The sequence below is a fragment of the Salinicoccus cyprini genome, assembly GCF_007713705.1.
Classification (GTDB): Bacteria; Bacillota; Bacilli; order Staphylococcales; family Salinicoccaceae; genus Salinicoccus; species Salinicoccus cyprini.
Genome location: NZ_VMSJ01000001.1, coordinates 837,944 through 859,689, shown reverse-complemented (window position 1 = coordinate 859,689; position 21,746 = coordinate 837,944). Strand labels below are relative to the sequence as shown.

Annotated in this window: 22 protein-coding genes; 4 read left to right on the top strand and 18 right to left on the bottom strand. The window is 49.6% G+C overall.

The window, feature by feature from the left end; genetic code table 11:
• Positions 1–32: 32 nt before the first annotated feature.
• Both zwf and FO441_RS04265 read left to right on the top strand, forming a co-directional pair.
• Positions 33–1,517, top strand: coding sequence for a glucose-6-phosphate dehydrogenase (gene zwf / locus FO441_RS04270; RefSeq protein ID WP_145287360.1), 1,485 nt, complete (start codon positions 33–35; stop codon positions 1,515–1,517).
• A gap of 19 nt (positions 1,518–1,536) precedes the next feature.
• A complete protein-coding gene (locus FO441_RS04265) occupies positions 1,537–2,388 on the top strand; it encodes a helix-turn-helix domain-containing protein (protein WP_145286234.1) in 852 nt (283 codons plus the stop codon).
• Positions 2,389–2,423: 35 nt separating this feature from the next.
• On the opposite strand, the gene gndA is transcribed toward FO441_RS04265, so the two are convergent.
• Together gndA and FO441_RS04255 are read right to left on the bottom strand one after the other, a co-directional pair.
• The gene (gene gndA, locus FO441_RS04260; RefSeq protein ID WP_145286231.1) at positions 2,424–3,827 is read right to left on the bottom strand and encodes an NADP-dependent phosphogluconate dehydrogenase; all 1,404 of its coding nucleotides are present in this window, start codon (positions 3,825–3,827) and stop codon (positions 2,424–2,426) included.
• Positions 3,824–4,951: a M20/M25/M40 family metallo-hydrolase gene (locus FO441_RS04255; RefSeq protein WP_145286229.1), complete on the bottom strand. Its 1,128-nt coding sequence runs from the start codon at positions 4,949–4,951 to the stop codon at positions 3,824–3,826. Before FO441_RS04255 ends, gndA begins: the two co-directional genes overlap by 4 nt.
• An 82-nt stretch (positions 4,952–5,033) precedes the next feature.
• On the opposite strand from FO441_RS04255, the gene prli42 reads away from it, so the two are divergent.
• Positions 5,034–5,135 (top strand): stressosome-associated protein Prli42, encoded by a 102-nt coding sequence (gene prli42 / locus FO441_RS12570; protein ID WP_186365461.1) that lies wholly within the window; start codon positions 5,034–5,036, stop codon positions 5,133–5,135.
• Between the two features lie 39 nt (positions 5,136–5,174).
• On the opposite strand, the gene FO441_RS04250 is transcribed toward prli42, so the two are convergent.
• From FO441_RS04250 to FO441_RS04215, 8 genes are all read right to left on the bottom strand, one after another.
• Positions 5,175–5,612: a BrxA/BrxB family bacilliredoxin gene (locus tag FO441_RS04250; RefSeq protein ID WP_145286226.1), complete on the bottom strand. Its 438-nt coding sequence runs from the start codon at positions 5,610–5,612 to the stop codon at positions 5,175–5,177.
• Between the two features lie 92 nt (positions 5,613–5,704).
• Positions 5,705–6,991, bottom strand: a complete 1,287-nt coding sequence (locus FO441_RS04245) for a dihydrolipoamide acetyltransferase family protein (RefSeq protein ID WP_145286223.1) — start codon at positions 6,989–6,991, stop codon at positions 5,705–5,707.
• Between the two features lie 14 nt (positions 6,992–7,005).
• Positions 7,006–7,989: an alpha-ketoacid dehydrogenase subunit beta gene (locus tag FO441_RS04240; protein ID WP_145286221.1), complete on the bottom strand. Its 984-nt coding sequence runs from the start codon at positions 7,987–7,989 to the stop codon at positions 7,006–7,008.
• A complete protein-coding gene (locus tag FO441_RS04235; protein ID WP_145286218.1) occupies positions 7,982–8,977 on the bottom strand; it encodes a thiamine pyrophosphate-dependent dehydrogenase E1 component subunit alpha in 996 nt (331 codons plus the stop codon). The genes FO441_RS04240 and FO441_RS04235 overlap by 8 nt, the downstream gene beginning before the upstream one ends.
• 13 nt (positions 8,978–8,990) lie before the next feature.
• Positions 8,991–10,409 carry a dihydrolipoyl dehydrogenase gene (gene lpdA / locus FO441_RS04230; protein ID WP_145286215.1) on the bottom strand — a complete coding sequence of 473 codons (1,419 nt, stop codon included), beginning with the start codon at positions 10,407–10,409 and terminating at the stop codon, positions 8,991–8,993.
• An 11-nt stretch (positions 10,410–10,420) separates the two neighbouring features.
• On the bottom strand, positions 10,421–11,485 hold the full coding sequence (gene buk / locus FO441_RS04225) for a butyrate kinase (protein ID WP_145286212.1): 1,065 nt from the start codon (positions 11,483–11,485) through the stop codon (positions 10,421–10,423).
• An 8-nt stretch (positions 11,486–11,493) separates the two neighbouring features.
• Entirely contained in the window at positions 11,494–12,588 is a 1,095-nt protein-coding gene (locus FO441_RS04220) for a Leu/Phe/Val dehydrogenase (RefSeq protein WP_145286209.1), read from the bottom strand.
• Positions 12,589–12,606: 18 nt separating this feature from the next.
• Positions 12,607–13,506 (bottom strand): phosphate acyltransferase, encoded by a 900-nt coding sequence (locus FO441_RS04215; protein ID WP_145286206.1) that lies wholly within the window; start codon positions 13,504–13,506, stop codon positions 12,607–12,609.
• Between the two features lie 160 nt (positions 13,507–13,666).
• Between FO441_RS04215 and FO441_RS04210 the strand changes: the two genes are divergently transcribed.
• Positions 13,667–13,933: a DUF2627 domain-containing protein gene (locus FO441_RS04210; RefSeq protein ID WP_145287357.1), complete on the top strand. Its 267-nt coding sequence runs from the start codon at positions 13,667–13,669 to the stop codon at positions 13,931–13,933.
• Between the two features lie 10 nt (positions 13,934–13,943).
• On the opposite strand, the gene recN is transcribed toward FO441_RS04210, so the two are convergent.
• The 8 genes from recN to nusB all read right to left on the bottom strand — a co-directional run bounded on the left by recN (position 13,944) and on the right by nusB (position 21,723).
• A complete protein-coding gene (recN, locus tag FO441_RS04205; protein WP_145286204.1) occupies positions 13,944–15,617 on the bottom strand; it encodes a DNA repair protein RecN in 1,674 nt (557 codons plus the stop codon).
• A 15-nt stretch (positions 15,618–15,632) separates the two neighbouring features.
• Positions 15,633–16,085, bottom strand: a complete 453-nt coding sequence (gene ahrC / locus FO441_RS04200; RefSeq protein ID WP_145286201.1) for a transcriptional regulator AhrC/ArgR — start codon at positions 16,083–16,085, stop codon at positions 15,633–15,635.
• A gap of 83 nt (positions 16,086–16,168) precedes the next feature.
• The gene (locus FO441_RS04195) at positions 16,169–16,960 is read right to left on the bottom strand and encodes a TlyA family RNA methyltransferase (protein ID WP_145286199.1); all 792 of its coding nucleotides are present in this window, start codon (positions 16,958–16,960) and stop codon (positions 16,169–16,171) included.
• Positions 16,938–18,830 carry a 1-deoxy-D-xylulose-5-phosphate synthase gene (gene dxs / locus FO441_RS04190; RefSeq protein WP_145286196.1) on the bottom strand — a complete coding sequence of 631 codons (1,893 nt, stop codon included), beginning with the start codon at positions 18,828–18,830 and terminating at the stop codon, positions 16,938–16,940. Before dxs ends, FO441_RS04195 begins: the two co-directional genes overlap by 23 nt.
• Before the next feature lie 91 nt (positions 18,831–18,921).
• On the bottom strand, positions 18,922–19,800 hold the full coding sequence (locus FO441_RS04185; protein WP_145286193.1) for a polyprenyl synthetase family protein: 879 nt from the start codon (positions 19,798–19,800) through the stop codon (positions 18,922–18,924).
• Positions 19,790–20,002: an exodeoxyribonuclease VII small subunit gene (locus FO441_RS04180; RefSeq protein WP_145286190.1), complete on the bottom strand. Its 213-nt coding sequence runs from the start codon at positions 20,000–20,002 to the stop codon at positions 19,790–19,792. Before FO441_RS04180 ends, FO441_RS04185 begins: the two co-directional genes overlap by 11 nt.
• A complete protein-coding gene (gene xseA, locus FO441_RS04175; RefSeq protein ID WP_145286187.1) occupies positions 19,989–21,335 on the bottom strand; it encodes an exodeoxyribonuclease VII large subunit in 1,347 nt (448 codons plus the stop codon). The genes FO441_RS04180 and xseA overlap by 14 nt, the downstream gene beginning before the upstream one ends.
• Entirely contained in the window at positions 21,322–21,723 is a 402-nt protein-coding gene (gene nusB, locus FO441_RS04170) for a transcription antitermination factor NusB (RefSeq protein ID WP_145286185.1), read from the bottom strand. The genes xseA and nusB overlap by 14 nt, the downstream gene beginning before the upstream one ends.
• Between the last annotated feature and the right edge of the window lie 23 nt (positions 21,724–21,746).

The window sequence follows — 21,746 nt, the reverse complement described above, 5'->3', positions numbered from 1 at the left end:
AAGAAAAATTTTGACTAAAGGACTTGTTGGATATGACTACACACCCATTTAAAGTGTCAATCGCCCTGTTTGGTGCGACCGGTGACCTATCAAGAAGAAAACTCCTGCCTTCCATCTTTCACCTGTTCCAGGAAGGCTCTCTTAAAGATGATTTTGCACTGATTGCTGTCGGAAGACGCGATATCACCGATGATGATTTCAGGGAAATCGCCAGAAACGCCATCAGTGAAAATGGCAAGCTTGAAACTTTGGAAGGTCTGGATTTGTTTCTTACGCACGTCCATTACGTGAGACTGTCCATAACGGAAAGTGATACCTATTCATCACTGAAGAATAAGTTCGAGGATATTGAGCGTACGCTTGATACAGGCGGCAACAGACTTTTCTACCTGGCCATGCCACCACAGTACTTTACAGATATTACCGACAATCTGAGAATATCAGGCATCACCGAAACTAAAGGCTCCAAAAAGCTGATTATCGAGAAACCATTCGGCAAGGATTATGACAGTGCCTACAAGCTCAATGAAGAAATATCCAAATCATTCCAGGAACACGAGATCTATCGGATCGACCATTACCTTGGCAAGGAGATGGTCCAGAATATAGAAGTGATCCGTTTCAGCAACAGTCTGTTCGAGCCGCTTTGGAACAATCATTATATATCGAATGTCCAGATCACCTCCTCCGAATCACTCGGCGTGCTCGATCGTGCGGAATACTACGAAAGAAGCGGTGCAGTACGTGACATGTTCCAGAACCATATGCTGCAGGTCGTTTCCCTGCTCGGGATGGAGCCGCCCGTCAGCCTTAACAGCAACGACATCCGCGAAGAGAAGATCAAGGTGCTGAAAAGCCTGAGAAAAGTCGAAGCAGAGGATGTCAGAAAGTATTTTGTACGCGGACAGTATGATGAAGGCACAGCCGATGGTGAATATGTCAAAAGCTATAGGGAGGAAGAGAACGTCAGTGAGAGCTCGAACACACCGACCTTCATCGCAGCCAGGCTGTTCATCGATAATTTCAGATGGGCTGGCGTCCCTTTCTATGTCCGCACAGGAAAGCGCATGAAGAATAAAGAAACCAAAATTGTTGTCGAATTCAAGGAAGTGCCGATGAATCTGTACTACCAGAACGAGTCCGATGATCGTCTTGCCAAAAACCTGCTGGTCATCCGCATCCAGCCGAATGAAAGCATCACGCTGCACCTGAATGTGAAGGATTACGCCGGTGAGCAGGACACCAAGGAGATCAAACTCTCCTACTCGGTTGATCCGACAGATCTCGCCCGGACTGTCGATGCCTATGAAAACTTGATATTCGACTGTCTGGATGGTGATGCAACAAACTTCACCCACTATGAGGAACTGATGAATGCATGGTCGTTCGTCGACCCGGTAAACGCAGTGTGGGAAAATGATCCTGCATCGTTCCCGAACTACAGATCCGGCTCCAATGGTCCCGTCAAAAGCAGCCTGCTGCTGTCGAAAGACGGCTTCAAGTGGTGGGACGTATGATCAGAGAAGTGGGTATTTGATGGAAACTGTAAATTTTATTGAAAAATTCATCATCTATATTGAAGATCATATCCGTGACAATATCGACTACGATGGAGTACTCGATGATATGGGAGTTGAACCGAAATCATTCATTACGATTTTCACCTCCCTTGTAGGCATGACACCCTATGAGTATCAGGTGAAGCGGAGAATGACCGAAATAGCCTACGAACTGAAGGCCGGCCATAGAAGACTGATCGATATTGCCAAGTACTACGGCTATTACGATGTCGATGCCTTCAAGCGGGCCTATCAGAAAGCGTTCGGCATTTCGCCTTATGAAACCGAGCGGCAGATGGATGCACTGGATCTGACCGAGCGCATTTCGTTTGAAGTGGTCCCTGTCGACCGGCCCAAGTACCCCTCCAGATATGCACGTATTGAAAGCTTCAGAATTACAGGTGCTGTCCGGACCTTTTCGCTTCAGGACTATGACAGCAGAATGAAATATGAATTTCTTGCCTATCTTGAAAGAAATAATATTCTTGATGAACTGCTGAGATATAACAACGGCAGCACAAAGGGCATCATCATGCACGAACGGTATATAGATGGCGACATGGAACTGACGATTGGTGTGGCCTCATCTCTGGAATCCCCTTTTCAGGAGACGTACACGGAATCAAGCGAATTCGTCATCTTCGAATCACAAGGTATCCCGTCCGTAACAGCACAGGAAATATACCAGTATATATTTCGCAGATGGCACCTCAAAGAATCGAGGGACCTCAACTGCAACTTCTCCATCGAGGTGCTCAAAAGCCAGCGTGACTTCACTTCGGATGAATCAAGAGTCCAGGTATGGCAGGCACTTTATGCAGAAAACTGAAAAAACTGCTCATCAGAAATGATGAGCAGTTTTTTCTATTGCCAGTCAGTATGGAAGATGCCGGGCTGATCGATGCGTTCATATGTGTGCGCACCAAAGTAGTCTCTCTGAGCCTGGATCATATTGCTTGAAACCCTCTCCTGCTTCATGCTGTCGAAATAGGATAGTGCACTCAGGAATGCAGGCATCGGTATTTCATTTTCAATGGCAAGAATGCCGATCTTTCTCAGACTCGGGTGATTCGACTGCACAACGTTCCTGAAGTAGTCGTCGAGCAGCAGATTGCTCTGATCCGGTGCATTCTCGTATGCTCTGTTGATCTCTTCAAGGAACTGGGCTCGGATGATGCAGCCTTTCCTCCAGATCATGGAAATTTCTCCAAGTTTCAAATTCCAGTCATAGATTTCACTTGCTTCCCTGAGCAGTCTGAAACCTTGGGAATAGCACATCAGCTTGCTGATGTAGAGTGCATTTTTCAAGTCTTCAAGAATCGTTGCCTTGTCATCTGCTGAAATGGATTTCATCGGGCTGTTGTAGGCTTCGCTGACAAGTCTGCGCTCTTCAACGAGGCTTGAGAGACATCTTACGAAGACACTGTCCGTAATCAGGGATAGAGGGATGCCGAGTTTCAGACCTTCGATGCCTGTCCACTTGCCTGTCCCCTTCTGCCCGGCCTTATCAAGTATCAGATCAAGCACATAGTTGCCATCCTCATTTTTGAACTCGAGAATGCGCGCGGTGATTTCAATCAGATAGCTGTTCAGATCGCCTTTGTTCCATTCATCAAACACTTTGCTCATTTCATCGTTCGACATATCAAGACCGTGCTTCATGAAATAGTAGCTCTCTGCAATCAGCTCCATATCGGCGTATTCAATACCGTTATGGATCATTTTTACGTAGTGGCCGCTGCCATCACTGCCGATATAGGTGACGCATGGTTTGCCATCATCCGCTTTGGCGGCGATCTTCTCCAGGATATCGCTGACATTATCGTAGGCTTCCCGCTGACCGCCGGGCATGAGTGAAGGCCCATTCAAGGCACCCTCTTCACCGCCACTGACACCCATGCCGATGAAATTGACACCTTTCTCGGTCAGTGTCTTGTTGCGGCGGCGTGTATTCTCATACTGCTCGTTTCCACCGTCGATCAGTGTATCGCCTTCTTCAAGGTAGGGGGTGATCCGTTCGATTGTCATGTCCGTCACTTCACCAGCCTTGACGAGAAGAAGGATGTTTCTCGGTTTTTTGAGACTGTTGATGAAGGCTTCCAGCGAGGAGGCAATGTCGACATTCTCCTCCTTGAGTTCATTCATACGGTTTTCCCTGACGTCATCATAAAAATCGAATGTGATGACCTCAAAGCCATTGCGCGACATATTCTTGGCAATATTCGTGCCCATCACCCCGAGTCCGATAACTCCAATATCGTATATCATGCTTCAACCTCCTTGTCATTCTGCACTCTGATGATTTCAACAATGAGTTCTGTAATCTTTGCAAGTTCCTCAATCGGCATCTTCTCTTCTGTTGTATGGATATTTTCATAGCCGAGTCCAAGTATTGCCGTTTCAATGCCCGCGCCTGCGAAGATATTACCGTCACTGCCTCCGCCAAGGCTGATCAGGTCCGCATTCCGGCCGATGTTTTCAATCGCTCTGACGGCAGTACGGACGACTTCGGAATCATTGGATGCACTGAGGGCAGCATACATGACCTCGACATCGACATCTGCACGCCCACCCATCTCGCGGGCAACATTTTCAAATGTTTCCTTCATGTGATTGGACTGGGCTTCCATCTTGGCGTTATCCAGGCTTCTGGCTTCAGCGAGCAGATGGACGTGGTCTGTTACGACATTCGTTGCAGTGCCGCCTTCGAATCTTCCGATGTTGGCTGTCGTCTCTTCATCGATCCGTCCGAGCTTCATCTGGCTGATGGCACGTGCTGCGATATTGATGGCGCTGACACCTGTCTCCGGTGCCACACCCGCATGAGCCTTCTTGCCATGGATATTCACTTCAATCCTGCTCTGTGTCGGTGCTGCAGTGACCACTGTGCCGACCTTTCCGGTAGAATCGATGGCATAGCCGAATCTGCTTTTGAGCTGTCCGGCATCAAATGCCTTGGCTCCGACCAGTCCGGACTCCTCTCCTACAGTGATGACGATTTCCACATCACCGTGTGTGATGCCGGACTCCTTCAATGTATGGATAGCCTCTATCAGTGCAGCAATGCCGGCCTTGTCATCGGCGCCGAGAATGGTTGTTCCGTCGCTGACGATGTAGTCTCCTTCAACGGATGGCCTGACGCCCTTTCCAGGTGCTACGGTATCCATGTGGACGGTAAAATAGACAGGTGCCTTGGCAGCATCCCCTTCAAGTCTTACAAGTATATTCCCTGCGCCATAGCCGGTCTTTTCCTGTGTATCGTCCTCTTTTGCTTCAATGCCCATTTCTTTGAATGTTGCAAGGAGGTAGTCTGCCATGTCCCTTTCATAGCCGGTTTCGGAATCTATTTTAACCATTTCCATAAATTGATTGACAAGTCTGTCCTGATTCATTGGTCATTTCCTCCAGTTGTTGAGTTGATTGTCACTTTGACGTATATTATAATGTAAAGAGTAATAATTTAAGGATGATTTCATGAACAATAGAAAATTTCAAAAGGCAGTAATCTGGTTTATGATATTTCTGATTGTCATTTCAGGAGTATTGTTCGGCGTCAGCATGCTGACAACGATGTAATCAAATTAAAGAGGTCCCTCGGGACCTCTTTTTCTTTTCCTAGATTTCCTTGCCGTGCTCCTCGAACCATGCCTGCAGATTCGTAATGACACTCATTGTCTCGTGACCTTCAATTTCGTGCCTCTCGATCATATCGACAATTTTGCCATCTTTGAATAGAGCAAATGATGGTGATGATGGCAGGAAGTCCGTTGCTTTTTCACGTACGTGTTCAGTCGCTTCCTTGTCCTGGCCGGCAAAAACCGTCAGTAGCTGATCGGGCAGCTTGTCATAGTTCAGTGCATGCTTGGCAGCAGGACGGGCAATGCCGCCGGCACAACCACAGACCGAATTGATCATGACAAGGGAGGTTCCCTCTTTATTCAAATATTCATCCACAGCTTCAGGTGTCGTCAGTTCCGTGTAGCCGGCTTCCCTGATTTCACTTCTTGCCTGGCTGACAATATCATTCATGTACATATTGAAATCCATATTCATTATAAAAACTCCTTCTCGGCGGCAACTGTTCATCACATTGCCACTTGCTATTGTCCACCTAAGTTTATAGCGGGAAAAGATTTTTGTAAAGTCTAATAGATTGAAGTGTGCTCCAATGAATAGGCTTCAATTTTCTCTTTGACCGACTTCAGGAACTGTCCTGCAATGAGACCATCGAGTATGCGATGATCGATGGACAGGCATAGATTGACCATATGTCTGACGGCGATCATGTCATCGATGATGACCGGTTTTTTGACGATGGATTCCACCTGCAGTATGGCTGCCTGCGGCTGGTTGATGATCCCCATCGACTGCACGGAACCGAATGCCCCAGTGTTGTTGACAGTGAATGTGCCGCCTGCCATATGGGCACTGGTCAGCTTATGTCTGCGACCGAGGTCGGCGAGTTCACTGACTTGTCTGGCGATGCCTTTGATGGAAAGTTCATCGGCATTGCGGATTACCGGAACATACAGTTTATCGTCACCGGCCACCGCAATGGAGATGTTGATATCCTTATTGACGATGATCCTGTCCCCCTGCCAGGAGCTGTTCAGCATCGGGTATTCCTTCAATGTCTCAGCGACCGCTTTGACAAAGAAGCTGAAGAAGGTGAGGTTGTATCCTTCCTGTTTCTTGAAATCCGATTTGTGGCTGTTTCTGACGTTGACAAGGTTCGTCGCGTCCACTTCCATCATCAGCCAGGCATGTGGAATCTCCAGACTGGACTGCACCATGCGGTCGGCGATGGCTTTTCTGACGCCTTTGACAGGAATCTCTTCTCCAGCAACGACTGCTTCCTGAGTGTCCGGAGCTGGTGTCGATGTGGATTGTTCTGTCTTCGCTGGTTCTGCTGGCATCGAATGATTGGTCTGTTCTTCTTTCTGTGCCGATGGCCCGTTTTCAATCGTCTGCAGAATATCCTTCTTCGTTATTCTGCCTTCGAAACCGGATCCGGATACCGTCGACAGGTCGATGCCATTCTCTTCAGCAAGACGCATGACGACAGGTGAAATGCGGCCTGTACTTTTGCCGGCGTTCGATTTCTGTGGAGCTGGTTCTTTTTCAGCCGGCACCTCTTCCTGCTTTTCTGCTTCGTCTTCTGCTACAGGCTCATCTGTCTGGGCAGCTTCGCCCGTGTCTTCCGTTTCCATCATGCAGATTGGTGTGCCGACTTCAACAGTCTCCCCTTCGTCGACGAGCAGTTCCTTGATGGTGCCATTGAAGACTGAAGGTACTTCAGCCGTCACCTTATCGGTGATCACTTCGCATATGGGATCGTATTCCTCAACAACATCTCCTGGCTGGACCAGCCATTTTTCAATAGTACCTTCCGTTACACTCTCACCGAGCTTCGGCATCAGCACTTTTTCCATAACTCTTGTCCTCCTTAATGTTCAGCAAGCTCTTTCATTTTAGCTTCGATCTTGTCCGGATTGACCATGAAGAAGTCCTCCATAGGAGGTGCATACGGCATGGATGGTACATCCGGACCGGCGAGTCTCATGATCGGGGCATCGAGATCATACAGGCAGTTCTCCGCGACGATCGCAGCAACTTCACTGATGACGCTGCCTTCGAGGTTATCTTCCGTCACAAGCAGTACTTTGCCTGTTTTTGAAGCCGCTTTGATGATGCTCTCCTTATCCAGAGGATAGATGGTTCTGAGGTCGAGGACTTCCGCTTCGTAGCCGTCCTTCGCCAGACGTTCGGCTGCCTGAAGGGCATAGTTGACGCAGAGGCCATATGTAATGACCGTGATGTCATCGCCTTCCCGCTTGGTGTCGGCCTTGCCGATCGGAACGGTATATTCGCCTTCCGGCACTTCTTCCTTGAGCAGGCGGTAGGCCTTCTTGTGCTCGAAGAACAGTACAGGATCATTGTCACGAATTGCTGAAATGAGCAGTCCTTTGGCGTCGGCAGGTGTGGAAGGTACGACAACTTTCAATCCCGGTGTCGACGTAAAGAGGGTCTCGACCGACTGGGAATGGTAGAGTGCACCATGAATGCCGCCGCCGAATGGCGCACGGATGACGATCGGGCAGTTCCAGTCATTGTTGGAACGATATCTGATCTTCGCCGCTTCACTCAGTATCTGGTTGGTTGCGGGCAGAATGTAGTCCGCAAACTGGATTTCGGCCACTGGTCTTTTCCCCATCATTGCTGCACCGATGCTGGTGCCGACAATGTTCGATTCTGCCAGAGGGGTGTCCAGGCAGCGCATTTCTCCGTACTTTTCCTGGAGTCCGGCGGTCACTTTGAAGACGCCGCCCTTCTTGCCTACGTCCTCTCCGAGGACAAATACACTGTCATCCTGGCCCATCTCAAAGTCGAGTGCCTGATGGATTGCCTGCAGATAGGATATTTTAGCCATGCTGAACCTCCTCGTACACGTGCGTCAATGCTTCCCGTGCATCCGGATAGGGGGCTTTTTCCGCTGCCTTTGTCGCATCGGTGACGATCGCTTTGATTTCTTTTTCCAGTTCTTCGAACCATGCTTCCTCTGCTACGCCTTTATCCAGAATATAGGTTCTGAAATTGACCAGGCAGTCTGTCTCCTTCATGGATTCACGTTCTTCCTTCTCACGGTAGCTGTCATCATCGTCCGATGAATGGGCAGTCAGCCGGGTGGACATCGCTTCGATCAGTGTACCGCCCTCTCCGTTGATTGCACGTTCCCGCGCCTCTTTGACAGCCTTGTAGACTGCGATCGGATCATTGCCGTCGATATGCTCGCCGTGCATGCCGTATCCGAGTGCACGGTCGGACAGCTTGTCTGCACCATACTGGAGCTCGCGCGGTACGCTGATGGCATATTTGTTATTTTCGATGATGCAGATGAAAGGCAGGTCATGGACACCGACGAAATTCAGTCCCTCGTGGAAGTCTCCCTGGTTTGAAGAGCCTTCCCCGAGCGTTGTCAGCGCCACCCGTTTCTCACCGTCCATCTTGAATTTGAAACTCGCACCGACAGCATGCAGCAGCTGGGTTGTTACACTCGAGCCCTGTGTCATGATGTTGCATAATTTCTTACTGAAATGGGAAGGCATCTGCTTGCCGCCGCTTGAAATATCCCCTTTCTTGGCAAAAGCGGACAGCATCGTCTCCTCTGCTGTCATGCCGAAATGGGTGACAAGCGCTAGATCCCTGTAGTATGGACTGATGATGTCCACCTCACGGTCAAGTGCATATCCGGCACCCACCTGTGTCGCCTCCTGTCCCTGGCAGGAAATGACGAAAGGCAGTTTGCCTGCACGGTTGAGCAGCCACATTCTTTCATCAAGCTTTCTTGCAAGATACATCGTACGATACATATTCTTCAGGTCCTCTGACTCGAGGCCTGCTTCTTTATAGTCCAACAATGTCGTATCCTCCTTATACATGGATCCCTTTTCCTTCCGCATCAAGGCCGAGTTCCATCAGCACCTCTCCGATTGAAGGGTGTGCGTGGATGGCGCTGCCGAGTTCGAGTGCTGAAGCATCCAGGAATTTTGCCAGGGCTGCCTCATTGATCAGTTCGGTTGCGCCAGGGCCGATCAGCGAAACTCCGAGTATATCTTTTGTTTTCGGGTCTATAAGTATTTTACCAAACCCTTTGTCTCCATGGGAAATTACTGCCTTGCCGACAGCTGCGAAAGGCACCTTATGAGCAGAATGATCGATGCCCTGCTGCTTGAGTGCCTGTTCAGTCATGCCGATGGCAGCAACCTCAGGATAGGTATAGATGCATCTCGGTACACCATTGTAGTCCAGCGGATAGGGATTTTCATCTGCCATATGCTCGACTGCAGCAATAGCTTCCTTTGTCGCGACATGGGCGAGCTGAAGATTGCCGATGACATCGCCGACAGCATACATGTGTGCATCCTTTGTCTGATAATATTCATTGGTTTCTATATAGCCGTTATCGAGTCTGATCTTCGTATTTGCGAGCCCAAGATCATCGGTATTCGGTGCACGCCCGATTGCGACAAGCACTTTGTCGAATGATGCATCACCATCATCGAGCTTCAGCGTGATGGACGCTTCCTGTCGATCAATGCGTGATTCGTCAAGGGCACTGCCGATTTTGAAGATGACGCCGCGGGCTTCGAGAGATTTCTTCAGCTGCGTGGCGATATCCTTGTCTTCAAGCGGAATGATATGGTCACCCGCTTCGATGACAGTCACTTCAGACCCGAGATCGGTCAGCATGCTGGCAAACTCGAGGCCGATGACACCGCCCCCGATGATCGCCATTCTGGGTGGTATGTGGTCGAGTGACATCATGTCATCGCTTGACAGCACGACATCATGATCGAATGGCAGGAACGGAAGTGGACGCGGATGTGAACCTGTTGCTATCAGCACATGCTGGTTGACCAGTATTTCACTTTCCGCCTCTTCGTCTTCTGGATGCTCCACTGCCACTGTACCGGCCATCGGTGAGAAGATGGAAGGACCGAGTATCCGTCCGTGTCCTCGGAAAATATCCACCTTGTACTTTTTCATGAGGTGTCTGACTCCGCCATGCATCCGGTCCACCACTTCCTGCTTGCGGCCCTGTATTTTCGACATGTCGATTTCAGGTGCTACGGAACTGATGCCATACAGGTCTGCATTACGCATCGAGTAGGCCACTTCCGCCGATTTGAGCATGCTCTTGGTCGGGATGCAGCCCTTATGCAGGCAAGTGCCACCAAGGTTCTCCTTCTCCACGATTGCAGTTTTCAAACCGAGCTGGCTTGCCTTGATGGCTGCCACATAGCCGGCAGTACCACCACCAAGGATGACCAGATCATATTCGTATGCCATTATATCCACTCCTACACATAGGTTTTCATTTCTTCTTGTCCAGTCAGTACACGATAGGCGCCTTCTGCAAGTGCCTGCATTTCCGCTTCACCCGCATATACTGCAACGGGCGCAATGAAGGAGATGTAGGGGATGATAAGATCCATGAGATACTGGCTGTAGGCGAGCCCCCCTGTAAAGATGATCTGGTCGACGTCCCCTTTCAGTATTGCTGCACGTGAACCGATCTCCTTGGCAACCTGGGCTGCGAGCGCTCTGAATATTGCTTCGATTGCTCCATCCCCGGCCAGTGCCCGTTCTTCGAGTTCGATGGCATCCTGGGTGCCGGCGAGTGAAATGAAGCCGCCCTCTTTGGTGAGCACGTCATAGACACTGTCATAATCCATATCATTTTCAAGAATGTATCGTGCAAGACGATCGTTCGGCAGTGAACCCGTCCGTGTCGGACTCATCGGTCCTTCGCCGGACAGGCCATCGTTGACATCGATGACCTTGCCATGCCTATGGGCACCGACTGTGATGCCGCCCCCCATATGGCAGACGATGGCGTTGATATCGGAATAGCTCTTATTGATGGATTCAGCATATTTACGTGCGACCGCCTTCTGGTTGAGTGCATGGAAGACCGATCGTCTTTCTATACCTCTCAGACCTGTCGGACGGACTTCGTCGATCAGTTCATCCACCACGACCGGATCCGTAATGACCGCCTGGCAACCGTAACGCGCCCGGAACCGGTCTGCAATCACACCGCTCATGTTTGAAGCATGCTGGCCATGCCTGTTTTCCCTGAGATCTTCGACCATCTCCCGGCTGATGTCATAGGTGCCGCCCTGGATCGGCTTCAGCACGCCACCGCGTGCACTGACAATATCGATATCCTGAGGGTCCACATCGCACTGCTCAAGAAAACTCATGATCGCCTTGAACCTGAATTCGATCTGTTCATGGAATGGCTGCATGATGATTTCTGTCGGATGCCTCAATGTCTCAACGGCAATACTTTCATCATTTTCATAAAGCGCCACCTTGGTGGAAGTTCCACCAAGATTGACGACGAGAATGGTATATGTCATCGCTCGTCCTACCTCCTGCTGAGCGTTGTCATTTCATTCTGTGAGAAAGTGCTTCTGACGCGCATCATGCTGTCGATTCTCTCTTCAGCCAGTCGATCGGCAGCAACAGCAGGTGTGACACCGTCACGCTTCGCAATCGAGAAGATCTTATCCATCTGCTTGTAGATCTCCTCCACTTTGCTCTTCGCACGATCTGCGTTATATCCCTGCAGTTCATCTGCAACATTGATGACGCCGCCACAGTTGACGACATAATCCGGTGCATAGACGATCCCGTTCTCTTCAAGCATTGTCCCGTGCTTGTCACTGTCAAGCAGCTGGTTGTTTGCACTGCCGCAGACGGCTTTCACTTTGAGTGTCGGAATCGTCTCGTCATTCAGCACACCACCAAGTGCACAAGGGGCAAAAATATCCGCATCGACCGAATAGATCTCCTCGATGCCGACTGCTTCGGCACCAAAGTCGTTCACTGCACGGTCTATGGACGCCTGGTTGATGTCTGTAACGATCAGTTTGGCACCTTCTTCGTGAAGATGCCTGCACAGGCTGTAGGATACGTTCCCGACACCTTGTACGGCAATGGTCCTGCCTTTAAGCGAATCATCACCGAATGCTTCCTTCGCTGTACGCTTCATCGCCACGTAGACGCCGTAGGCAGTCATAGGGCTCGGATTGCCGCCTGAACCGTAGGACTCGCTGATGCCGCATACGTACGGCGTTTCCTGGTAGATGAGGTCCATGTCTTCGACCGTTGTGCCGACATCTTCCGCTGTTATGTACCTGCCACCAAGGCTATGGACATATCTGCCGAGTGCTCTGAAGAAAGCTTCCGACTTGTCTTTGGAAGCATCACCGATGATGACAGTCTTGCCGCCGCCAAGGTTGAGTCCGGCTGCAGCATTCTTATAGGTCATGCCTTTCGCCAGACGCAACACGTCTTCAATCGCCTCTTCCTCCGAATCATACTGCCACATTCTGCTGCCACCGAGTGCCGGTCCCAGTGTCGTATCATGGATGCAGATGATGGCTTTCAATCCGCTTGTTTCATCATGACAGAAAATCAATTGCTCGTATCCGTATTTCTCCATTTTTTCAAATATCATTTTCATCACTCCATCTTGTTATTTGGAAATCTTCATTGCCAGGTTTATGGAATTATATCTATCTTCGGCGCTGTCTGCTCTTGAGGTCAGTACGATCGGTACACTTGCCCCCATGATGATGGAAGCAACGCGCGCACCTGCCGAGTAGACCAGTGACTTGTAGAGTATATTCCCTGCTTCGATGCCAGGGGCGATGAGGATGTCCACATCCCCAGCCACAGTGGACTGGAGTCCTTTGTGGCGGGCCGCCGCCTCCGAGATGGCGAGGTCATACTGCAGTGGTCCTTCTATTGTACAACTATATTTAAAATTTTTAACATCCATACGTGCCAGTGCATCTGCATCAACGGTGGCAGGCATCTTTTCGGAAACCTTCTCCACTGCAGCGAGCAGCGCCACTTTCGGCTCGTCAGCCGAAAGCTGCCTGGCACATTCGAGTGTATTGTCTATGATTTTCTTTTTGTCTTCAATCGAAGGTGAAATGTTCATTCCGGCATCGCTGAGCATGATGGCCTTATGGTAATGCGGCACATCAAACAGTGCAACATGACTGAGCAGGCTGTTATGTATCAGTCCGTATTTTCTGTTCAGAACTTCCTTCAGCAGAACCGATGTTGAAATCAGCCCTTTCATCAGTACATTTGCCTGTCCCGAACTGATCAGCTCGAGGGAGACTGCAGCAGCCGAGTGGTCATCTTGTGCATGATGGATGGTGATCCGTCCATCAGAAAGATGATCGTCTCCATATGAAGCCAGCATGGTCTCGAGCGTTCCCCTGTCATCTACAAGATGACATCTTACGCCTTTTTCATCAATAATGCGAAGAATCGGTTCCAGCACTTCCGGATCAGCCGCCCGGCATACTGAAAGCGCTATCATTTTATTATTGTCCCCTTTGAAAATTTCATCAAATTTCATGTGTATACCTCCCCTATGCTTTTTATTATACATATTCGGAATTTAAATTACATGAATTTGGTCAAACTTGGAAAATTCTGAAGGTTTTCAAAAGACATATATTTTATTCCTCTTTTCACTTCGGTTATAATGAACATATCCAGATATTCAAGGTGATATGATGAAGAAGATTATTGCACTCGCCATACTGGTCATACCGGTTTTCCTGGCAGGGCTTGGCATAAAGTATATGAGGGACAGCGTTTTCGGCATCGTCAACGACCCATTCACCCTCACCGTCGTCCAGTTCATCGTCGGCCTGCTGCTGACAGCTGCAGGTGTATGGTTCATCGGCGGCTATATACTGCATCGCGAACAGCGCCAGAAAAAGATGCAGGCACAGTTTCTTGAGCAGGCGAATAAAACAGAAGATGAAAATAGAAAATAGAGATACGAACCTAGTTCGTATCTCTATTTTTGGCTTCAATCAGTGTTTTTGCATTTTCGAGCGCGGCTTCTGTAATATCGGAACCGCTGAGCATTCTGGCGATTTCATACACATGATCATCTGCGCCAAGATATGCTGCAACAGATGCAGTGCGCTGGTCTGCAGTCTTCTTTGATACATACAGGTGATGATCGGCAAGCGCAGCTGCCTGCGGCAGATGGGATATGGAGATGACCTGGCGTGATTTTGACAGCAGCTGCATTTTTTCAGCCATGCGTGTGGCGACAAGGCCGCTGACGCCTGTATCGATCTCATCGAGAATCAGCAGGCTCTGGGCATCGGATTCCGTAAAGATCGTCCGCAATGCCAGCATGACGCGGGCGATTTCACCACCTGAGGCAATACGGTTCATCGACTTCAGCGGTTCCCCTGCGTTGGTGGAGATGAGAAACTCGACGTCCGAGTAGCCGCGCGGAGCAAATGCACCTTCCCGCACACGGATCTCAAAATCGGCCCCTGGCATATCAAGGTCGTTGAGCTCCTTTTTGATCCTGTTCTCAAGAAAGTGCTTCTGCTCGAGCCTGAAGGTATGCAGGTCCTTTGCGTACTGCTCCATCCGCTTTTGAGCCTGTGCACGTCTGTTCTGCAGTGCTTCGAAAGACTGTGCAATGTTGCCGAGCTGTTCGATGTCCTCTGCCAGGGCATCTCTATATTCGATCAGCTCATCGAGCGTCTTGTTGTATTTTCGTTTCAGGGAGTTGATGTCCGACAGCCGGGACTGCTTCACATTCAGGCTTTCCTCATCATAGTCGAGTGCGGACAGGTCGCTCCCCACTCTGCTGCCGAGCTCATCGAGCAGATGGTACGCTTCAAGAACGGTATCCCCATACTGCTTGTAGTTCTCGTCGAAGTTCGACAGTGTGTCGATATGGCTATGGATGTCATAGAGCATGTTCTGCGGGGCATACTCGGAACTGAGCTGTGCCTGGATCGATGAGAGTGTATTGCTGATCTTTTCGAAGTTGTCGAGGTAGCTGATCTCCTCCTCGAGCCTCTCCTCCTCATCAGGAACGAGCGCCATGGCTTCGAGTTCCTCGAACTGGTGCTTGTACATCTGCAGCTGCTGAACCCGATTCTTATCCTTGTATTCAAGCTCCTTGATTTTTGCTTCCAGAGCTCTGAATTCTTCGAAGCTTTCCTGATATTTTCCGAATGACGCCCTGTCCGCTACGTCAATATAGCGGTCCAGGTACAGAATATGCTTGCCGTGCTCGAGGGCTTCCGACTGGGAGGACTGGGAGTGGATACTGACGACCTCATCCATGATGTCCTTCAGTGCACCGAGGGTGATCATGCGGGAGTTTATTTTGATGATGCTTTTGCGGTTCTGCATGACTTCCCTTCTCACAATGTAGAGCTCATCCTCTTCGATATCATTCTGAGCAAGCAGTTCCCGGATTGTATCCGATTGCGGGAAGTCGAAGACGCCTTCGATAAGTGCACCCTCGGTTTCATATCTGATATCTTCGATGGAAGCCCGTTTCCCGTAGAGGTATCTTATGGCCTCGATGATCATGGATTTACCGGCACCTGATTCACCGGAAATGACGGTCAGCCCACTGTCGAAATCCAGTTCGATATCCTTCAGTACAGCCAGATTCTTGATTTTCAGACGTATCAGCAAATTAAACACTCCAATTTAGATCAGATTGAATATCCGGTCCCTAATCTCATTCTGTGCATCTTCACTCCGGCATATCATCAGACACGTATCATCACCGCATATGGTGCCCACAACTTCCTCCCATTCCAGCTGGTCGATGATTGCGCCGATGGACTGGGCATTGCCGGGCAGTGTCTTCAATACCAGAAGGTTGTCCGTATAGTCCAGTTTAACAAAACTGTCCATCAGATACCTCCCAAGCTTCTCAAGTGGATGGAATTTCCGGTCTTTCGGCATGCTGTAGACGTATGAACCGCTTGGTGTAGGCACTTTGATGAGCTGCAGTTCCTTGATATCCCTTGATACCGTGGCCTGTGTCACATTGAAGTTGTATTCATTCAGCCTTTCGACCAGGTCCTCCTGTGTTTCCACCTTGCTGTTGGTGATGATTTCCCTGATTTTGATCTGTCGTATCGATTTATTCGACATGATGTTCCTCCTCGTCTCCGCATTTTGTATATTTATACATATGATATCATAGAATGAATGCCAGCAACACGAAAAAAAGGACATCAGCCATAGACGATCTGCTGAATGTCCTTTTCTTGTACTGCAGTAGCTGAAATATCGGAGGATGTGAGATGAAGCAGATACTCGATATTCCCTTTAGTACCCGTAATCGGAGACCTGTCGAGTCCCGTGCCATGCAGGCCGATGCTGCTGCATGCTTCAAGTACACGGCGGATGACGTTTTCATGCGTCGCTTTCGAAGTGATGATGCCACTTTCCTCCCGCTCTTCCAGATAGGACTCGAACTGGGGTTTGATCAGGGCAATCACTTCATACTCATGATCGAACAGTTCGGTAATATGCCTCAGTATCGGGACAATGGAGGTAAAAGAAACATCGATGGTAAGCACATCAGGCAGCATGGGAAAATCCGCCACTTTTGTATCCTTGAAATTCGTCTGCTCCATCACCGTCACGCGTGCATCTGTACGCAACCTGTAGTCGAGCTGGTTGGTACCGACATCCACTGCATAAACATGTATGGCACCTTTCTGAAGCGAACAGTCCGTAAATCCGCCTGTTGAACTGCCGATATCGGTGACAATACTGCTGTCAAGATCGATCCCGAATGCTTTTAAGGCATAGTCGAGCTTGACGCCGCCCCTTGAAACATAAGGCTTTATATTTTTGAAACGGATATCCGCCTTCGAGATATCTATCATCTCAGAAGGTTTGTATACCGGCTGGTTGCTGTTCAGTACTTTTCCGGCCATGATGATCCGCCTGACCGCTTCCAGCGTGCCGAGATTAAAGTTGTCGTGGAGATATTCATCAATTCTTGATTTCTTTTTCATTGTTCTGCTCCAGTAGTATTCGGGACTGCAGAATGATATTGTCGGTTGTGATGCCGATATCCTCAAGCAGCCTGTTGACGTCACCATGTTCGACATATTCATTGTCGATACCAATTCTTCTGAGAGGATTGGTGAAGCCATGGTCGGTCATGAAACTTGCAATCATACTGCCGAGCCCACCTGTGAGCATGGATTCCTCAACTGTAAGGATTGGATTCCCTTCAATCCCGAGAGACTGGAGCATTGCTTCGTCCATCGGCTTGATGAAACGCGCATTGATGACTCTGGCGCTGACACCATTCTCCTTGAGTGCGACAGCTGCATTGATCGCAAGATCGAGTGTCGGACCGAAAGAGATGATCGTCATATCTTCCCCTTCGACCAGTTCTTCCCACTGGCCATACTTGAGCGGCTTGGCGTTTCCACTCTGCTCCACTCCTTTGATGTTGCCGCGCGGATATCTGAGGGCGACCGGCCCTTCGTGGCTGAATGCAAGATCGATCATCTGCTCTGCTTCAAGCTCGTCTTTAGGCATCATCAAAGTCATGTTCGGCAGCGGGGAGATGAAGCTGATATCGAATACACCCTGGTGTGTTTCACCATCCGCTCCGACAAGTCCGCTCCTGTCGATGCCGAGGAAAACATTCAGGTTCTGGCGATCGACATCATGCAGCAGCTGGTCATAGCCCCTTTGCAGAAATGTCGAATAGATGGCCAGATACGGCCTCATGCCGCTTGCAGCAAGTCCACCTGCCATGGTGACCGCGTGCTGTTCGGCGATACCGACGTCAAAGAACCGTTCCGGCAGTGTATTCTGGAATTTTGTCAGCTTGCTGCCGACCGGCATGGCCGGTGTCAGAGCGACGATGCGTTCATCCTCGAGCGCACGATCGAGGACAGTATTCGACATGAATTCACTCCATGATGGCGTGGTCTTGCTGCCGAGCACTTCGCCGGTATCCATCTTGTACGGACCAAGACCATGCCATTTGCCGAGCTTGTCATCCTCTGCCGGATGGTAGCCCTTGCCCTTTTTCGTAATGACGTGGATGACGACCGGTCCCTTGTAGTCTTTTGAAATCTGTATGGCGTTCGACAATGCAGCAAAATCATGCCCATCGACGGGACCGATATACTTGATGCCGAGCTCTTCGAAAAAGACGCCGTCCACAACGAGGTATTTCATGCTGTCCTTTATTCTGTCCGCCATATCTCGCAGCCTCGACCCGACTTGCGGCAGACGGTTCAGAAAGTCTTCTATATCGTGCTTGACGCGATTATACTGCGTATTCGTCCGCATGCGGCCGAGCATGTGGTGCAAGGCGCCCACGTTTGGTGCTATGCTCATTTCATTATCGTTCAGGATGATGGTCATATCCGTCCTGTCGGAGCCGATATGATTCAGTGCTTCAAGCGCCATTCCGCCTGTCAGCGCGCCATCTCCGATGATCGGGATGACGTGGTGACCCTCGCCTTTGATATCCCGTGCCTTGGCAATCCCCATGGCTGCTGATAGACTGGTGGATGAATGTCCTGCCTCCCAGACATCATGTTCGGATTCACGCATCTTGGGAAATCCGCACAAGCCTTTATACTGTCTGAGTGTTTCAAACTCACTGATGCGTCCAGTGAGGATCTTATGAATGTATGCCTGATGTCCAACATCGAACAAAAGCCGATCTTCTGGTGAATCAAAATGCTTATGCAGGGCGATCGTCAGTTCCACTACGCCGAGGTTGGCACCGATGTGGCCGCCTGTTCTCGAGCATGACTGGATCAGAAACTCCCTTACATCCTGTGCCAGTTCCTTCAGTTCCTCATCATCTTTCTGCTTCAAAAATGACGGGTCTTCTATACTATATAGATTCATATAGCACCCACCTTCAAATTTTCTACTGCCAATTATACCACTTTTATCATTTAGGCTAAAATAAAAATGATAATCCACGTATTATGAATTATCATTGGTTTCTTACTGCAAACCTCTGCAGCACGCTATACAGTTGCTCTGTTTCGATATCTGCTGCCAGATCATCGAGTATCCGTTTTGCACTTTCGACGAGCTGCTCGAGTTCATCATGTGCACCACTCAAGCCATAGGTGCTCACATAGGTGGTCTTATTGTTCTTTTCATCACTGCCTGATGATTTTCCAGTTACAGCAATGTCACCCTCCACATCGAGTATGTCATCCCTGATCTGAAACAGGATGCCGAGCGCCTCGGCAAAGCGGATCAGCTGCGCTGTCACTTCATCTGTAGCATCTGCAATAATGCATGCACACTGGACCGGCAGTACAATCAGCTGTCCTGTCTTGTACTGGTGGATATTCTCAAGCTGGCTGAGACTGATATCCTGTCCTTCCGCCTCGATATCGAGCATCTGGCCGCCAATCATGCCGTTGAAGCCCGATTTCGCCGCAATATGCCCAATCAGCGCGACCCGCTTGTCAGCAGGCAGCGTGTCATCCTGGGCCACAATACTGAAACTCTCGGTCAATAGTGTATCCCCTGCCAGAATGGCTGCCGCCTCACCGTAGACTTTATGGTTCGTCGGTTTCCCCCGGCGATAATCATCATCATCCATTGCCGGCAGATCGTCATGGATCAAAGAATATGTATGGATCATCTCAATGGCTGCCGCCACCTGTACACCCTTCATCGGATCATGTCCAAGGGCGTCTAGCGTTGAAAATAGAAGATAGGGGCGGAATCTCTTTCCCCCCGCCTCTATCGAATAGCTGCTCGCTTTTCTGATTGTTGGTGAAACATGATTCTGTCCAAGGTGCGCAAGTATGGAAGATTCGGTCGCCTCGAGATAATGCTGCATATTATTGTTCATCATCTACTCCCTTACGGTTTAATGTTTCAACTTTCAGTTCTGCATCTTTCAGTATCTTTTCGCATTCTGCAGTCAACTCGACACCTTTCTGGTAGAGTTTGAGCGACGCTTCGAGAGAGACTTCATCCTCATCCAGCTGTTTGACGATCTGCTCGAGCTGTTTCATCTTCTCTTCGAATGTTTCATTTTCAGTTTCTGCCATCATGATTCACCTCTGTCACTTTTGATACGATGCTGCCATCGGCAAACGTCGACTGGACTTCATCGCCCAATTCGAGCTGATGCGCATCCTTGACGATTACACCCTGATGCGTAGTGAAGGAATAGCCGCGCAGCAGTACATTGGTCGGACTCAGCGAATTGAGACTCTCGATTACTCTTGCGAGACTTTTCCTCGAGTCGCCTGTTCTGACCCGCATGGCACGATCAAGCTGTCCTTTCCGCTCCATCAGTGTTCCGGCGCTCCTTTTTATTTCAGGTCCTGGAGTATTGTATCTGACGCTTTCCTTCAGGACGGATAGCCGGTAGTGGCTGTCTTTTATTGCATGGTGCATTCTATCATCCAGTATGTCCTTCAGATTGGCGAGCCTTTCTGCCTGCTGGTCATAGAGAAGATCCGGATTTCTAAGCTTGTAGTAGGAACCAAGTGCATCCAGCCGGCTTCTGCTCGAATCGAGCTTCTGTGCCACCCTGCGGGAAGCGTAGTTTTCGAACTGGCGCAATCTTTCAAATATATCCTGCTGGTCGGGCACTGCCATTTCGGCAGCCGCTGTGGGCGTCGCTGCGCGCACGTCAGCAATGAAGTCCACCAGTGTCGTATCGGTTTCATGACCGATGCCTGTAATGACCGGTGTCTTCATATCAAAAATCTTCAATGCGACATCCTTTTCATTGAAAGTCCACAGATCCTCTATCGAGCCGCCGCCGCGGGCAAGGATGATGATATCATTGCCCAGTCTATCGGCATACTCGAGGTTTTCAACCACGGCCTGCCGGCTCCTCGGCCCCTGCATCAGCGTATTGATGACTGTGACGGACACCAGCGGATAGCGTCTGCTCAATGTCGTAATCATATCCCGCACAGCAGCCCCGGTTTCAGAGCTGATGATGGTGATGGTCCTTGGGTAGCGGGGCAGCGTTTTCTTATGCTGCACATCAAAGTAGCCTTTTTCAGCAAGCTGCTTCTTGTCCTGTTCAAGCTTTTCGAAAAGCATGCCGATGCCATCCATCTCCATCTTTTCCACATAGACCTGATACTGTCCGCTGGATTCAAAAATGCTGACCCGGCCTTCGATCAGGACACTCTGCCCCTCTTCGGGATTGAACTTGAGACTGCCGGCATTCCTTGAGAACATGATGGCCCGTACGACCGACTGCTCGTCCTTGATGGCAAAGAAAATGTGCCCACTCGTATGACGCTTCACATTGGAAAGTTCACCTTTTAGAAAGACCCGTGTCAAATACGGGTCCTGGTCGAATTTATATTTAAGGTATCTGGTCAGTGCGCCGACGGAAAGATATCTACTGTTCTCCATCTTGCTGCTTATCCGTTTCCGTGATGAAGTTTTTCAGGACGCCGTTGACAAATCGGAAGCTGTCCTTCTCACCATAGAGCTTGGCAAGGAGGATCGCTTCATTGATGACCACCCGCTGTGGGGAATCGCCATGAAGCAGTTCAGAAATCGCTGTTCTCAGGATGTTGCGTTCCACTTTAGGAATCCTTTCAAGCGTATAGTTGGTGAGATGGTTTCTGATGTCCCCGTCCACCGACTCGCTGTTGCCGCCGTAGTAGTCTACAATCCGGCTGATGTAGTCATACTCCCTGTAGAGATCGTAAAACGCAGTCTCTTCCAATGCAACCAGACCATGATCCTGCTGAAAGATGATCTGGAATATTTTTTTTCGCTGCTCGTGTCTGTTCATTATTAACACCCATCTACTGTTCT